The sequence below is a fragment of the Halorubrum sp. B53 genome, assembly GCF_059752395.1.
The window spans coordinates 144,867-160,065 of record NZ_MWTH01000003.1; the positions used below are offsets into that span (position 1 = coordinate 144,867).

Here is a 15,199-nt window from a genome sequence, read left to right on the forward strand (position 1 = left end):
CGCGGGCAGCCGACCCGCCCGCCCGCCGCCGCCTCGCGAGGGACACCCTCTTAAGAGGCGACCGTTAGGAACGGACGGACATGCTGATCGCCGGAACCGTCATCGCCGACCCCGCGACCGTCGTCCCCGACGGCGCGGTCGTCGTCGAGGGCGCGACGATCGCCGCGGTCGGCGACGCCGCCGCCCTCCGCGAGGAGTATCCCGACCACGAGCGCCGCGAGGTCGACATCGTCGCGCCCGGCCTGATCGGCGGCCACGTGCACTCGGTGCAGTCGCTCGGACGCGGGATCGCCGACGACGCCTCCCTCCTCGACTGGCTGTTCGACGCCGTGCTCCCGATGGAGGCCGCGATGGACGCCGAGGCGACCCGCGCCGCAGCCGAGTTGGGCCACCTGGAGTGCCTCGAATCGGGGACGACGACCGTCGTCGACCACCTCTCGGTCAATCACGCGGAGCAGGCGTTCGAGGCCGCGATCGAGACCGGGATCCGCGCGCGGCTCGGGAAGGTGCTGATGGACCGCGACTCGCCGGACGGCCTGCTGGAGGGCACCGACGCCGCGCTCACCGAGAGCGAGGCCCTCATCGAGGAGTACCACGGCGCCGCCGGCGGGCGGGTGCGCTACGCGGTCACGCCCCGCTTCGCCGTCACCTGCAGCGAGGCGTGTCTGCGGGGCTGCCGCGAGCTCGCCGACCGCCACGAGGGCGTGACGATCCACACTCACGCCAGCGAGAACGAAGAGGAAATCAGGGCGGTGGAGGCCGACACGGGGATGCGGAACGTCCTGTGGCTCGACGAGGTCGGGCTCACCGGACCGGACGTGACCCTCGCGCACTGCGTGCACACGGACGAGCGCGAGCGCGAGGTGCTCGCCGAGACGGACACGGTCGTCACCCACTGCCCCTCCTCGAACATGAAACTCGCCTCCGGGGTCGCCCCGGTCCACGACTACCTCGACCGGGGGATCGCGGTCGCGCTCGGCAACGACGGGCCGCCCTGCAACAACACGCTCGACCCCTTCACCGAGATGCGGCAGGCGAGCCTCCTCGGGAAGGTTGACGCTCGCGACCCGACCCGGCTCCCGGCCGCGACCGTGCTGGAGATGGCGACCACGAACGGCGCGCGCGCCGCCGGCTTCGACCGCCTCGGCACCCTCCGCGAGGGCCAGCGCGCGGACGTGATCGGGCTCACCGCCGACCGCACGCGCGCCACGCCGGTCCACGACCCGCGCTCCCACCTCGTGTACGCCGCCCACGGCGACGACGTGGTCTTCACCATGGTCGACGGCGACGTCCGGTATGACGACGGCGAGCACGTCGGGATCGACGCCGACGCCGTCCGCGAGCGCGCCACCCGAGAGGCGAAGCGCGTGGTCGAGGCGGCCGGCATCGACGCGGCCGAATCGTCGCTCCTCGCGGGCGACGCCGCCGACCGTTTATAAACGAACGCGGCTGGCGCCCGCAAAACGGGCTTGATCCGCGCAAACTCGGACTGAGGATCTCCCTTTTATACCCGTGCGGGGCGCCTTCGGTGACTCACCATGACGGACCCATCGCGGACGACAGGCGGCGACCGATCTCAGGGCACTCCCACCGACGGCTTCGGGCGACGGGAGTTCGTGGCGCTCGGCGCGGGCGTGGGCGCGACGATGCTCGCGGGCTGTGCCGGCGACGGGGGACTCGCGTCCGACGGCTCGGACGGTTCGGACGGCTCGGACGGTTCGGACGGCTCGGACGGCTCCCAGACGCTCACCGGGAACTTCCGGCTCCTCATCAGCGACGCGCCGGCCGACATCGCCGACTTCGATGAGCTGAACGTCACGCTCGACGAGGCGCGGATCTTCGAGGCTCGGGACGACGAGGAAGAGGATGACGAGGAGGACGACGCGGAGACGGACGACGAGAACGACGCGGAGACGGACGACGAGAACGACGCGGAGACGGATGAAACGGACGACGCGGAGACCGACGACGGGTCGGATCAGACCGGCAACGAGACCGAGGTGGAGAGCGACTCCCCCAACGGGACCGCGGAGGAGGACGAGGAGACGGACGACGAGGACGAGGAGAACGAAGAGGACGCGGACGACGAGGACGCGGATGACGAGGACGACCGCGGCTTCACCGTCGTCGACCTCGGCGGCGAGACCGTCGACCTCACGCAGGTGATCGGAGACGACGCGACGGCCGTGTTCGACGACGAGATCCCGGCGGGGAGCTACGAGAAGGTCGAGCTCGAGGTCTCCGCGGTCGAAGGGATCGTCGAGGGCGAGGCGGTCGACGTGAAGCTCCCGAGCGAGAAGCTCCAGATCACGAACGGGTTCGAGGTCACGCCCGACGAGCCCGTCAGCTTCGTCTTCGACATCAACGTCGTCAAGCGCGGCAAGAACAACGGCTACATCCTCAAGCCGGTGATCTCCGGCAGCGGGGTCGCGGGCCGAGACGTCGACGTCAACGAGATCGACGACGATGCGGACGGGGACGACGAGGGTGATGACGGCGACGACGAGAGTGACGAGGACGAGAGTGACGAGGACGATTCCGACGAAGACGCGAACGAAACGGCGGACTCGGAGGACGACGGCGACGGAGCCACCGGAAACGAGACCGACGACGCCGAGAACGAGACCGCCGCCTGAAGCGACGACCGACCGCGAGAGGGTGACCCGCGTCCCCACTCGCCGACCGACTCGCGCCTACTTTTCAAACGCGCCGCGATCCCGCCTACGACGAGGTCTCGACGGACGGCGCGGCCGTCGACGGGCACTTCGCCCACCGCAGCGCGGCGTCGTCGTCGTTGAACGCCTCGGTGTCGATCCCGTCGACGTCGATTGTCCGCTTGAGGTAGCGGCGCTTCGAGCGCTCGCCGACGACGGCGAACCGGTCCACGCCCCGGGCGACGGCGATCTGCGCGGACTCGCGGAGCGCGCGCCGTCCCGCGTCGGAGCAGGGACGGCTCGTCTTCACGACGATCACCACGGCGTCGACCGCGCGGTCGGCGGTGACGGTCCGCCACCGATCGAGCAGCGCCTCGCCGTCGGCGGGGCTGAGCCCCGTCCCGTGCGGGAACTCGACGACTAACGCCTCGCCGTCGGTCCGCAGCGTCCAGCGCTCGCTCGGTTGCATAACAGTACACCACACCTGTCGGTTGATAAATACACGGCTCCAGTTATCTAGGTTGATAACCATTCTATCGGGAGGCTGAGCCGAAACGTTCCAAGCATCCTCCAAACCCGTGCTTAAGGGTCGCCCCCCGTTTTGGCGAAAACGAGATATCTCAGTTGAAAACTAACGGTTCGGTGAGGTGTCGTCGCCCGCCTCGCCGCCGTCCACCGCCTCGACGACCGATTCGGCGAGGGCCGCGAAGTCGGCGTCCTCCGGGACGACGTCGACGTCGATCCCGTGGTCCATCGCCGTCTCCGCGGTCGGCGGACCGATGGCGCCGACGACCGCGTCGGTCAGGCCCGCGACCGCCGCCTCGCGGAGTCCCCGCTCCTCGGCGGCGTCGAGGAAGTGGGTCACCGTGAGCGACGAGGTGAACGCGGCGGCGTCGAGGTCGCCCGCGGCGGCGAACTCCGCGGACTCGCCCGCGCCCTCCGGCCGCGTCAGGCGGTAGAGCACCGTCTCGTTCACCGTCGCGCCGGCCTCGCGGAGCCCGTCTACGAGCACGTCGCTGCCGTGGTCCGAGCGCGCCACCTCGACGCGCTCGCCGTCGACGCGGCCCGAGAGCGCCTCGACCAGCCCCGCCGAGGTGTACTCGTCGGGGACGATGTCGACGGTCCAACCCGCCTCCCGGGCCGCGTCGGCGGTGGCGGGGCCGATGGCGGCGAGCGTCGCGTCGCCCGGCTCCCAGCCCGCCTTGGCCGCGAGCTCGACGCCGGTCTTGCTCGTGAGGACGACGTACGGCGCCGCGGCCGGCACCGCGCCCGTCGGCTCGACCGCGAGCATCGGGTCCGCGACCGGGTCGGCGCCGAGCGACTCCAGCAGCGCCGCGGCGTCGTCGATCCGCTCGTCGGCCGGGCGGAAGACGGCGACGCGGGGAGCGGGGTCGCTCACGCCTCCTCACCTCGCTCGCGGTCGTTCCGGAGGAACTCGACGACGCGGTCCCGAGTCGCCGCCACGTCGCCGATGACGGTGATCGCGGGCGGCTCGATCTCGGCCTCGTCGCGGACCTCGACGATGGTATCGAGGGTGCCGGTCGCGACGCGCATCTCCGGCCACGTCGCGCGCTCGACCAGCGCGACCGGGGTGTCGCCGTCGAGCCCGGCGTCGCGGAGCTCGGCGGTGTACGCGGGCAGCTTGCCGACGCCCATCAGCACGACGATCGTCCCGCCGGTCGCGGCGAGCGCGTCCCAGTCGACCGCCGACTCCTCTTTCGTCGGGTCCTCGTGGCCCGTGACGAAGGAGACGGAGGAGGCGTGGTCGCGGTGCGTCACGGGGATCCCGGCGACCGCGGGCCCCGCGATCGCGGAGGTGACGCCCGGGACGACCTCGAAGGGGATCCCGGCCTCAGCGAGGTGTTCGGCCTCCTCGCCGCCGCGGCCGAACACGAACGGGTCGCCGCCCTTGAGCCGGACGACCGACTTCCCCTCGCGCGCCAGTTCGACCAGCCGTCGGTTCGTGTACTCCTGCGGGGTCCACTCGCCGCCGGCGCGCTTGCCGACGTCCTCGCGCTTCGCTTCGGGGATCTCCCCGAGGATCTCCGGGCCCGGGAGCTTGTCGTGGAGGACCACGTCGGCCGACTCGATCAGCCGGGCGGCCTTCACGGTCATGAGGTCCGGGTCGCCCGGGCCGGAGCCGACGAGGTAGACGGTGCCGGGCTCGGTCGATTCCCTGCCGTCGCCCTCGCTCTCCCCCTCACTCATCGGCCGCCTCCTGTCGGGTCCCCTCGTCGACCTCGGCCGCCTCGCGGGCGGCCGCGATCAGGTCGTCGGCGCCCCGGTCCGCTAAGTCCGCCGCGAACGACTCGGCGGCCTTCGCGTGCGACCGGATCGGGAGGTCGCGGGTGTCGGCCACCTCCTCGGTGCCGTCGGTCGAGAGGACCCGGACGCGCGTGTGGACGTGCTCGCCCTGCACGAGCGCCGAGACGCCGATCGGCGCGACGCAGCCGCCGTTGAGCTCGCCGAGGATCGTGCGCTCGACGGTGACCGCCACCCGGGTCCGGGGGTGGTCGACCGCGGAGCGCACGTCCTCGATCACGTCGGGGTCAGTCGCGGTCACCGCGATGGCGCCCTGGCCGGCCGCGGGGACGAACTCCTCGCGCGGGAGCCGGGTCGTCGGGACGTCGTGGAACAGGTCGGAGCGCCGGAGCCCCGCCTCCGCGAGGACGATGGCGTCGTACTCCGTCTCCACCTTCCGCTCCATCGCCGAGCGCTCCAGGTCGGAGAGGGAGTCGAACCACTCCTCGACGGTGGTCTCGAACTCCTCGTCGACCTCGGGCTCGTCGCTCTCGGCGTCCGCGTCGGTCTTGCCGCTCTCGACGTCCGCGTCGGTCTCGCCGCTCTCGGCGTCGCCCTCGTCGCTCACCCCGCCCTCCTCGGCGGTCATCGCGCTCGCCTCGCCCGAGGCGATCAGCCGGCGCTCGTGTTCCGCTTGGAGGCCGGGCGCGAGCAGCTTCTCGATCCGAGTGTCGACGTTCCCCCGTAACGGCTCGACGACCAGGTCCGGGCGCGTGGCCTTGATCTGGGCGGTCCGCCGGAGCGAGCCGGTTCCCACGACGGAGCCCGCGGGGAGGTCCTCGATCCCGAGCCCGTCGGGGTGGACGAACACGTCGCCGGAGGGCGCGCGCTCCGGGACGCCGGCGACGACCATGTCGTCCATCCCCTCGGTCGGCACGTCCTTCAGCGAGTGGACGGCGAGGTCGGCGTCGCCGGCGAGCACCTCCTCGTCGAGCGAGCGGACGAAGGCGCCGGTCTTCCCGAGCCGGTGGATCAGCTCGTCGGGGATCTGGTCGCCGCGGGTCTCGACGCGGCGGAGCTCCACGTCGCGTCGGCGGCTCGACAGCGCGTCGCGGACGGTCCCGGCCTGCCGGAGGGCCAGGTCCGACCCGCGCGTGGCGAGCCTGAGCGTATCGGTCATACCCGACCGGAGGTCCCCCGCGTTCAAAAGGGCATTAGTTCGGGCGTCACACCGCAACGCGGAGAACGAAACGTCTCGACGTGAGTATTTATAAACAACCCCGGCGTGCGCCTGCGAGCGGCCGTCAGGCCGCGAGCAGACCGCGCGAGGGAGGCGGCGGTTCGGCGCGGCCCTGCCCGCGCCGGGCCGTCCGCCGAGGCTGGGGAGGCGTGAGGTGCGGTTGCTGTGCGGGGCGGGACTCAAAGGGGCAGCCGCGAGGGCGAAGCACACCGACGCAAGGACCGCAGGGAGCGAGCGGAGAGGGACCGGAGGTCCCTCTAGCAGCCGGCGCGAAGCGCCGGCGACACCGCGAGCGACTGAGGACCGCGGCGAGGTGCGCGAGCCGTCGCGGCTGGAGCTTTGGCGGTGTTCGTCGCACCGTCGACAGCAACGACGTATTGCCGAGCGGCTGGGGATTTGGAGGCGGTCACTCTGCTGACGACAGCGACCATTTATATACACCAGTTTCGATCCGAGCTATCCACAACACCTGCCGAACCGAAGACGTGTTAGTGCTCGGGGCCCAACTCGGCGTAATGGGAGTTCAGGAGCAGTACTCGTTCGACGTGGAGGCGCTCCGGGCCGATTTCCCCGTCCTCGACCGGAAGGTCGGCGGGGATCCGGAGTCGCCGGGTGAGGGGCCGGGCGACGACACCCCGCTCGTCTACCTCGACAACGCGGCGACCTCGCACACGCCGGACCAAGTCGTCGACGCGATCGCCGACTACTACCGGAGCTACAACGCCAACGTCCACCGCGGCATCCACCAGCTGAGCCAGGAGGCCTCCGTCGCCTACGAGGAGGCCCACGACACGGTCGCGGACTTCGTCGGCGCCGCGGGCCGCGAGGAGATCGTCTTCACCAAGAACACGACCGAGGCGATGAACCTCGTCGCCTACGCGTGGGGCCTCGAAGAGCTCGGCCCCGGGGACAACGTCGTCCTCACCGAGATGGAGCACCACGCCTCGCTCGTCACGTGGCAGCAGATCGGCAAGCGGACCGGCGCCGACGTGCGCTTCATCGACGTCACCGACGAGGGGCGGCTCGACATGGACGACGCCGCCGAACTGATCGACGACGACACGCAGATGGTGTCGGCGGTCCACGTCTCGAACACGCTCGGCACCATTAATCCGATAGCCGACCTCGCGGACCTCGCGCACGACCACGACGCGCTCATTTTCGCCGACGGCGCGCAGTCGGTGCCGAACCGCGCAGTCGACGTGAAAGCGCTCGGCGTCGACTTCTTCGCCTTCTCCGCGCACAAGATGTGCGGGCCGACCGGGATCGGCGCGCTGTACGGTCGCGAGGAACTCCTCGACTCCATGCAGCCGTACCTCTACGGCGGCGACATGATCCGGCGCGTCTCCTTCGAGGACTCCACCTGGGAGGACCTACCGTGGAAGTTCGAGGCCGGCACGCCCTCGATCGCGCAGGGGATCGGCTTCGCGGCGGCGATCGAGTACTTAGAGGCGGTCGGGATGGACCGGGTCGAGGCCCACGAGGACCTGCTCGCCGAGTACGCGTACGACGAGCTGCAGGCGCTCGGCGGCGTGGAGATCTACGGGCCGCCCGGCGACGACCGCGGCGGGCTCGTCGCGTTCAACGTCGAGGGCGTCCACGCGCACGACCTCTCCAGCATCCTCAACGACTACGGGATCGCGATCCGCGCCGGCGACCACTGCACCCAGCCGCTCCACGACGAGCTGGGGGTCGCCGCCACCGCGCGCGCCTCCTTCTACCTCTACAACACCGTCGAGGAGGTCGACGCCCTCGTCGAGGCCGTCGGCGAGGCGCGCGACCTGTTCGCCTGACCCCCGCCGCGCGCGCCGCGGCGGGCGGAGCGCGTCGCCGAGGTGGCGAGCGCCGACGCGGCCGGGTCGACACCGTCGGCGGCGCGATCGTCGGCGCGGTCGTCGATAGCATATAACTGACGGCGACACTCGACGTTAAAACGGGCTTAATCCGGGAAAATTCGGGCTGAGCATCTCCATTTTATACCCGTATGGAGCGCGTCCGATGAGTCACTACGACGGACTGATCGCGGGAGACCTGCGGCGACCGCTCTCGGGACGCCCCCGCCGACTACCGCTCTCGGGACGCCTCCGCCGACGGCCTCCGGCGCCCGGCGTTCGCGACGCTCGGCGAGAGCGTGACCCGAATCCGTCCGCCGTCAACGCCCGACGACGTCGCGTCGGAATATCCAAGCCTATGACAGATTTCACACGATCTCCGACCGCTTCCGATGCCCAGACAGACGCACACACCGCCGGCGGCGACCCGACGGAAGACGATGGGTCCGTCGTCCTGCTTCACGTCGAGCCGGACGCGCGCTCCGCGGAGCTGCTGGCGGCCTTCGCGGAGCGGTTCGCCGACGGGTTCGCGGTCCTCTCGGTCGACGGGATGGGAGCGGCGCTCGACGCGGTCGGCGCGGTCGACTGCGTCGTGACCGAACAGCGGCTCCCGGACGGCTCCGGCGTCGAGCTGGTCGAGCGGCTCCGGGAGCGGGGCAGCGACGTGCCGGTCGCGTTCCACACCACCTGCCGCGAGCGCGAGACGGAATCGCGGGCGCTCGACGCCGGCGCGGACGCCTACTTCTCCAAGCGCCCGGAACGAGGTCAGTACGACCGCATCCTCGAGCGGCTCCGCGGACTCGTCGGCGACGACGCCGGGAACGTCCGCCCGGCGACGACGGTCGCTCCGAGCGCGGCGGAGTCGTCCGCGTCCGAGGAGTAGCCGCTCGCCCGCCCCGACGGAACCCTTTTGACCCGCACCGGCCTATCTGAGACCGATATGGGACTGGGCTCGGACATGTACCGGCAGCAGATCCTCGACCACTACAAGAACCCGCGCAACTACGGGGAACTCGAGGAGCCGGACTTCACGCACGTCGGCGAGAACCCCTCCTGCGGCGACACGATCCGGATGGACGTCGACCTCGACGAGGCGGGCGAGACGATCGAGGCGGTGCGCTTTACCGGCGACGGCTGCGCCATCTCGATGGCCTCCGCGAGCATGCTCTCGGAGCGGCTCCACGGGATGGCGGTCGAGGAGCTCCACGAGATGGACACCGACGACGTCACGGAGATGCTCGGCGTCGACATCTCCCCGATGCGGGTGAAGTGCGCGGTGCTCGGCCGCCAGGTCGCGCAGGACGGCTCGAAGATCCACCGCGGCGAGCTCGACGAGGACGACCGCACGATCACCGAGGAGTAGACGCCCCGACGGGAGCGCTCGCTCCTCGTCGGCGACGATAGCTTCTCTGTGCGCAGCCGTCCCGAGCCCATCGGACTTTTCCTCCTCAACCACGTTCGTCCGCCCATGAGCGACGGGTTCGACAAGGAGGCCGAACGGGAGAAGCTCCGCGAGAAGCTCGCGGACGACGAGGAGAAGCGCGAGCACACTCAGCGGATGTCCGAGCTCCTCCTGCAGGGGGCGACGATGACGAACCGCCACTGCGACGACTGCGGCGACCCCATCTTCCGGAAGGACGGGCAGGAGTTCTGTCCGACCTGCCACACGGTGGACGCCGCAGACGCCGCGGAGACTGCGGACGCCGCGGAGGCTGCGGACGCCGCGGACCTCGCAGGCGCCGCGGACGCCGACTCGACCACCGCCGGGCAGTCGGCGCCGCCGCCGGCCGGCGGGGAGTCGCCCCCGGCAGCGGGCGGGAAGTCGTCCGCGGCGGCCGGCGAGAACGGGGCAGCCGGAGTGCGGCGGGCCGACCGGGGGCCGGCGGGGACCGGTCCCGAGCCGGCCGCCGAAGCGCCCGATCAGTCGGTCGCCGAAACGCCGGATCCGTCGGCCGCCGACGCGCCCGACTCGTCGCCCGGCGCGTCCGGATCGCCGGCGACCGGGCCGACCCCGAGCGCGGCTGCGCCCGGGGACGGCACCGCGACGTCGACGAGCGCCGGGCCCGAGAGCGTCGCCGACGCCCGGGCGTCGCTCGTGCGGACGCTGAACAGGTTCTCCGCCGCGGCCGAGGAGACGGACGATCCCCGACGGGCCCGCGACCACCTGCGGGCGGCCCGCGAGGCGGCCGAGGCCCTCGCGGCGCTCGACCGATAGCGGGAGACGCGGGCGGAAGCAGCGCACGGAAAAACGGCGAGAAGAACGACGGAATAAAAACGACGAGAGAGATTCGGGCGACCGCAGATTACGTTCTTTCGGGGATCGCCGTTACTTCGACCGCGTCGTCAGGCACCCGCCTGCTTGGCGGGCTCCATCTCCTCCCAGCTCGGGCGCCGGTCGCTCAACAGCGACCGGACGATCCGGACGACGGCGTCGGTCCCGCCGCAGCAGTCGACCTCGCCGCGCTCGACGCTCCGGACGAACCGGTCTAGGTCTCCGAGCGTTACCGCTCCCGACGCGACGGCGCCGGTGATCGTCTCCGTCTCGCTCTCCATCACCCGCACCAGATCGGTCGGTGCGGTCGAACTCCGCTGGTTACCGCGCGATGCGACGCCGGACTGCGTTGCGTCCATGTCGATTATTACTACAACCTGAGTTAATATATTACTACCGATAGCTGTCGGGAGTCTGTCAGCTATTCGCCGTCGCGGTCTCAGTCGCCGCGACCGGCCGAGAGCGCGGTGTACCCGTGTGAGAATCGCGGCTCAGAGAAATCGATTTCGGGGGACGAGTCGCCCGCGCTCCTACCGCCCGCTCTCGACGGCGACCAGCATGTCCGTCGCGAGCTGCTCGGCGCGGTCGGCCTCGGCTGACTCGGCGTAGATCCGGATCTTCGGCTCCGTCCCGGACGGCCGCACGAGCACCCACGCGTCGCCGTAGTCGAGCCGGTAGCCGTCCGTGGTGTTCGGCGCCGCGTCGGCGGTCTCCACGTACGCCCGCGCCGCCGAGAGCATGTCGTCGCGCTCGTCGCCGTCCGCGTACTCGACGTTCCGGCGCACGAAGTGGTAGTCGGCGTACGGCGCGACGACCTCGCTGACCGGGTCGCCGGCGGCCGCGAGCAGTTCGAGGAAGCGCGCGCCGATGTACGCGCCGTCCCGCGAGAGCCGGTACGGCGGGAAGAACACCCCGCCGTTCCCCTCGCCCGCGATGGGGACGTTCACCCCCTCCTCGTGGAGCTCGCGCGTCCGGGTGATGATGTTGGTCGCGCCGATGGGCGTCAGCTCGAGGTCGGCGTCGTTCGCGTCGCAGACGTCGACGAGCCGCTGGGAGACGTTCACCGCGCTGACGACGGCGTCGTCGGGCTCCAGACAGGCGTCGGCCATCGCCGCGAAGGAGGTGTCGCCGTCGACGAACCCGCCGTTCTCGTCGACGAAGACGGCGCGGTCCGCGTCGCCGTCGTGGGCGATCCCCACGTCGGCGTCGGAGGTCGCGACGAGCCGGGAGAGCGCCTCGAGGTTCTCCGGGACCGGCTCCGAGTCGCGGCCGGGGAAGTGACCGTCCGGCGTCGCGTTCACCGTCAGTACCTCGCAGCCCAGCTCGCGGTACGTCCGCGGCGACGAGACGGACGCCGCGCCGTGGCCGGGGTCGACCGCGACCGTCAGGCCGGCGTCGGCGATCGCCTCGCGGTCGACCGCGTCGAGCAGCTGGGTCACGTAGTCGTCGACGGCGCCCTCGACGGCGGTCGTCTCGCCGGCGGTCCGCCAGTCGGCGAGGTCGTAGTCGTCGTCGAGGACGCGGCGCTCGACGCGCTCCAAGACGTCGACCGAGAGCTCGACGCCGTCGTCGCCGACGAGCTTGATCCCGTTGAACTCCGGCGGGTTGTGCGAGGCGGTGACGAGCACGGCGGGGACCCCCTCCGACTCGCAGTAGTTACCGACCGCCGGCGTCGGCACGACGCCGAGCCGGTCGACGTCGCAGCCGACCGCGGCCAGCCCGCTCGCGGCGGCGTTGGCGAACAGCTCGCCGGTGGTGCGGGTGTCGCGCGCGACGGCGACCCGGTCGGCGTCCCACACCGATCCGGCCGCCTTCGCGATGTCGAGGACGAGCTCCGGCGTGAGGTACCGCAGCGCGACCCCGCGAATGCCGCTGGATCCGAACAGCTCCATGGACGGCCATGCGCCGGCCGACGGGAAAGCGGTTCCGAACCCGGGGCGGAGAGCGGCGGTCCGAACGCGTGTGCTTGAAACCGGTCCCGCCCCTACGGTTCGCATGGAGCGCACGCGACGCGACCTGTTGGCGCGGACCGGGGCGACGCTGGCCGCCGCGGGGGCGGCCGGCGTCGCCGGCTGTCTCGACTTCGCCGCCGGCGACGGTCCGCAGGGACCGGAGGGGGTCCCGGAGACCCTGACCTGCGAGGACGACGAGTTCGTCCGGCTCGCGCAGCCGTTCGAGCGGGAGGTCGAGGGGACGCTCGTCGAGACGGCCGGGACGACGCTCGAGCTCTCTTCGGAGGGGAACTCGGAGACGTACGGACAGCCGATCCGACTCGTGTTGCGGAACACCGGCGACGAGCCGGTGACCGCCCTCGGTCGACACGCCTACTCGATCCAGCGGGAGACCGGGGCGGGGTGGCTCGACGTCCGCGGGTCGCCCGCGGGCGAGTCGGTCGACCTCCCGCGGTCCGAGGAGTCGTTCGACGGCACGTACAGCTGGTCGATCGACCTCGAGGAGGAGGCGATCGCGTCGGCGGTCCCAGACCTCGACCTGGCCGTCTGCCCGCCGCTCGGGTCCGGGACCTACCGGTTCGTCTACTGGGGGATCGTCGACGCGCCGCCGCTGGGAGCGCAGTTCGAGCTGATCGGGTAGGAGAGCGCGTCGCCGTCGCCGTCGCCGGCTAGAATTCGGTCCACTCGGAGGGGCCGCCCACCCGCCCGCGGACGCGGAACTCGCGGTCGTCGTCCTCCACGCGCGTCTCGACGACGACCTCGAACGGCTCGTGGAGGGTGTGAACCACCTGCTCGTCGTGCGCCGTCGACCCGACGACGCCGACGAAGGGCCACCCCTCGCCCGACGTCTGCGAGGTCATCACGCGGGTGAACCGGTAGATGCGCTCGGGGTCCCAGTACATCAACAGCTGGGAGAGCGAGTAGACCCCGACCGCGCGGTCGCGGCCGGTCGAGGACTCGACGACGTCGGTGAACTTGATCCCGATGTCGGTGAGGTTCCCGGCGCTGGCGACGTACTTCGTCGTCGGCGTGTCGTCGCGCTTGTCCCCCTGCTCGTGAGTGACGCAGTCGATGACGATCACGTCGTCGCCGTCCCGTCCCGTGATCGTCTCGTAGTCGTCGCGCACCTTCTCCGCGGTGCGACCGGTCGAGATGACGACCGGCGCGTCGGTCCACTCGGCGAGCAGCCGGTTGAACAGGTCGTACTTCCCGCTCATCGGGGGGCCGCTGACGAGCACGCTGTCGGCGTCGCGGACAGCGTCGGGAAGCACCGTCATGTGTCTGGGTTGAGGCGGTATCGCGTAAAACCCTTCCGAGGGATCACTTCCGGAGCATCGACGGGAAGTCGAGCGAGGACGGGGGGCCTTCTCTGGGCGAGCGCGTCAGTGTCAGATCCGTTATCGCTCCGGGCAGCGCGGCCCGAACGGGCGGCTCGCGCGGGGCGCCCGCCTCGTCGACGAGCGCGTTCCACACCTCCCTCGGCTCGTCGGCCTCGGCGGCGGCGTCGAGCGCCTTGGTCCGGCCCTCGTCGTACGCCAGCTCGACGAGGCTCTGGTCGTACGCGCTCGGGAACGCCTCCATCACGCGATCGAGCTCCTCGGGCCGGCGGTTCCCCACGCCCTCGGCGACGCCGAGCGCGAACGCCCGGCGGACCGCCTCCTCGCGGGTGAGCTCGTTCCACTCCGTGCCGAAGATCCGGTCGTACATCAGTGCGTCACCGTCGCGGCGGCGCCGACGCGGAGGCCGCCATCCGTGAACTCGACGTCTTGGATGTCGGTGTCGATGTCGGTCCCGCGCATCTTCAGCACCTGGATCCCGCGCTGCATCCCGTCGTCCTCGAGGTAGTTGTGCATGAAGACGACGCCGTGCGCGAGGTAGTGCTCCTCCGAGTAGGCGCTCGGGTCGGTCATCTCGGAGATGAGCAGCGTCGTCGCGTCGGTCCGCTTCAGCGACGAGAGCAGCTGGATCATCGTGTCCTCGTCGTCGTCGAGGAGGAACCGCAGCAGCATGGTGGAGTCGAAGACGACGCGGTCGATGTCGCGGGAGTTGATGAAGCCGGTGAGGCGGTTCGTCACCCCGGAGTGGTCCCGGCGCTCGCCGGGGAGGCCGAAGAACCGGCGGCCGTCCGAGGAGAAGGAGTCGAGGAAGGTGACCCGATCAGTGTCGAGCGCCCGGTCGAAGCCGAAGTCGTACCCGCTCATGTCGCGGCGGATCCCCTCTTTGGTCTCGTGCATGCTGATGTACAGCACGTCCTCGCCGTTGCGGGCGCCCTGCGCGGCGAACTGGGAGCAGAACGTCGTTTTCCCGCTGCCGGGAGGGCCGCTGACAACGTATAAGCGATTCTCCGGGAAGCCGCCGTCGACGAGGTCATCGAACCCGGGAACGCCGCTTGTGGCGCGCATACGGGGAGACTCGCCGGTCACCGCATAAGGGTTGGCTCCCGTTTCTCAGGGGTGAGAACGGTCGCGCTCCGGGAGACGCGGTCGTCGGAGCGATCGGCTCCTGCCGCTACGCCTCGCCGGACGCTACGCCTCGGCGTCTTCGACCACGTCGGCGGCGACGTCCTCGACGTCGGGCGAGACCCAGACGACGAAGCGGTCGTCGGATTTGACGATCCCGCGGAGCCCCTCGTCGTCGACGGTCGTGCTCTGGTCGACGTCCTCGGGCGCGACGTCGCGGACCTGGAACACCTCGTCGACCATCCAGCCGACGGTGCCGCCCTCGTCGATCTCGTCGTCGTCGAACACGACGATGCGCTCGCGCGGCCCCTCCTCCGCGATGTCGAAGAGCGTCTTCGGGTCGACGATCGTCGTCGTCCGTCCGCGCAGGTCCATCACGCCCTCGACGTGGGCCGGCGAGTTGGGGATGCGGGTGAGCTCGCCGGCGTCGACGATCTCGTCGATGACGCCGATGTCCAGACAGTACGTCCCGTCGCCCAGCCCGAACTCCAACACCTTCGTCGGTTCGGCCTCCGTCTCGGTGGCTGCCATGGGCTATCCTGCGATGAA

The 15,199-nt window shown here is 70.9% G+C and carries 17 protein-coding genes; 7 read left to right on the forward strand and 10 right to left on the reverse strand.

All coding sequences use genetic code 11. The features are described 5' to 3' along the window. The first annotated feature begins 80 nt into the window (after positions 1-80). Together B4V06_RS02090 and B4V06_RS02095 are read left to right on the forward strand one after the other, a co-directional pair. The gene (locus B4V06_RS02090) at positions 81-1,439 is read left to right on the forward strand and encodes a 5'-deoxyadenosine deaminase (RefSeq protein WP_498167101.1); all 1,359 of its coding nucleotides are present in this window, start codon (positions 81-83) and stop codon (positions 1,437-1,439) included. 99 nt (positions 1,440-1,538) lie between these two features. Further along, positions 1,539-2,636: a DUF4382 domain-containing protein gene (locus B4V06_RS02095; RefSeq protein ID WP_123113147.1), complete on the forward strand. Its 1,098-nt coding sequence runs from the start codon at positions 1,539-1,541 to the stop codon at positions 2,634-2,636. An 85-nt stretch (positions 2,637-2,721) separates the two neighbouring features. Here the strand turns inward: B4V06_RS02095 and B4V06_RS02100 are convergent, their stop codons facing one another. The 4 genes from B4V06_RS02100 to hemC form a co-directional block, all read right to left on the reverse strand. After that, positions 2,722-3,123, reverse strand: coding sequence for a hypothetical protein (locus B4V06_RS02100; protein ID WP_123113146.1), 402 nt, complete (start codon positions 3,121-3,123; stop codon positions 2,722-2,724). 162 nt (positions 3,124-3,285) lie between these two features. Beyond that, the gene (locus B4V06_RS02105) at positions 3,286-4,053 is read right to left on the reverse strand and encodes a uroporphyrinogen-III synthase (protein ID WP_498167104.1); all 768 of its coding nucleotides are present in this window, start codon (positions 4,051-4,053) and stop codon (positions 3,286-3,288) included. Beyond that, on the reverse strand, positions 4,050-4,862 hold the full coding sequence (gene cobA, locus B4V06_RS02110) for a uroporphyrinogen-III C-methyltransferase (protein WP_123113144.1): 813 nt from the start codon (positions 4,860-4,862) through the stop codon (positions 4,050-4,052). Before cobA ends, B4V06_RS02105 begins: the two co-directional genes overlap by 4 nt. After that, on the reverse strand, positions 4,855-6,075 hold the full coding sequence (gene hemC, locus B4V06_RS02115; protein WP_498167106.1) for a hydroxymethylbilane synthase: 1,221 nt from the start codon (positions 6,073-6,075) through the stop codon (positions 4,855-4,857). The genes cobA and hemC overlap by 8 nt, the downstream gene beginning before the upstream one ends. 575 nt (positions 6,076-6,650) lie before the next feature. Between hemC and B4V06_RS02120 the strand changes: the two genes are divergently transcribed. The 4 genes from B4V06_RS02120 to B4V06_RS02135 all read left to right on the forward strand — a co-directional run bounded on the left by B4V06_RS02120 (position 6,651) and on the right by B4V06_RS02135 (position 10,182). Then, positions 6,651-7,928: an aminotransferase class V-fold PLP-dependent enzyme gene (locus tag B4V06_RS02120; protein ID WP_498167108.1), complete on the forward strand. Its 1,278-nt coding sequence runs from the start codon at positions 6,651-6,653 to the stop codon at positions 7,926-7,928. Between the two features lie 397 nt (positions 7,929-8,325). Then, positions 8,326-8,850: a response regulator gene (locus B4V06_RS02125; protein WP_123113141.1), complete on the forward strand. Its 525-nt coding sequence runs from the start codon at positions 8,326-8,328 to the stop codon at positions 8,848-8,850. A gap of 57 nt (positions 8,851-8,907) precedes the next feature. After that, complete coding sequence (gene sufU, locus B4V06_RS02130; protein ID WP_123113140.1) at positions 8,908-9,330, forward strand: Fe-S cluster assembly sulfur transfer protein SufU; 423 nt, start codon at positions 8,908-8,910, stop codon at positions 9,328-9,330. A 105-nt stretch (positions 9,331-9,435) separates the two neighbouring features. Beyond that, positions 9,436-10,182 (forward strand): Sjogren's syndrome/scleroderma autoantigen 1 family protein, encoded by a 747-nt coding sequence (locus B4V06_RS02135; protein ID WP_123113139.1) that lies wholly within the window; start codon positions 9,436-9,438, stop codon positions 10,180-10,182. Positions 10,183-10,310: 128 nt separating this feature from the next. On the opposite strand, the gene B4V06_RS02140 is transcribed toward B4V06_RS02135, so the two are convergent. Both B4V06_RS02140 and glmM read right to left on the reverse strand, forming a co-directional pair. Then, entirely contained in the window at positions 10,311-10,598 is a 288-nt protein-coding gene (locus B4V06_RS02140) for a hypothetical protein (protein WP_123113138.1), read from the reverse strand. Between the two features lie 171 nt (positions 10,599-10,769). After that, entirely contained in the window at positions 10,770-12,131 is a 1,362-nt protein-coding gene (glmM, locus tag B4V06_RS02145) for a phosphoglucosamine mutase (protein ID WP_123113137.1), read from the reverse strand. A 103-nt stretch (positions 12,132-12,234) separates the two neighbouring features. On the opposite strand from glmM, the gene B4V06_RS02150 reads away from it, so the two are divergent. Beyond that, positions 12,235-12,831, forward strand: coding sequence for a hypothetical protein (locus tag B4V06_RS02150; protein ID WP_123113136.1), 597 nt, complete (start codon positions 12,235-12,237; stop codon positions 12,829-12,831). Between the two features lie 28 nt (positions 12,832-12,859). Here B4V06_RS02150 and B4V06_RS02155 read toward each other — a convergent pair whose 3' ends face one another. From B4V06_RS02155 to B4V06_RS02170, 4 genes are all read right to left on the reverse strand, one after another. After that, on the reverse strand, positions 12,860-13,468 hold the full coding sequence (locus B4V06_RS02155; RefSeq protein ID WP_123113135.1) for a DUF7504 family protein: 609 nt from the start codon (positions 13,466-13,468) through the stop codon (positions 12,860-12,862). A gap of 43 nt (positions 13,469-13,511) precedes the next feature. After that, positions 13,512-13,898 (reverse strand): DUF8057 family protein, encoded by a 387-nt coding sequence (locus tag B4V06_RS02160; protein WP_123113134.1) that lies wholly within the window; start codon positions 13,896-13,898, stop codon positions 13,512-13,514. After that, complete coding sequence (locus tag B4V06_RS02165) at positions 13,898-14,593, reverse strand: RAD55 family ATPase (protein WP_498167115.1); 696 nt, start codon at positions 14,591-14,593, stop codon at positions 13,898-13,900. Before B4V06_RS02165 ends, B4V06_RS02160 begins: the two co-directional genes overlap by 1 nt. Positions 14,594-14,716: 123 nt before the next feature. Further along, entirely contained in the window at positions 14,717-15,181 is a 465-nt protein-coding gene (locus tag B4V06_RS02170; RefSeq protein ID WP_123113132.1) for a chemotaxis protein CheW, read from the reverse strand. Positions 15,182-15,199 lie beyond the last annotated feature (18 nt).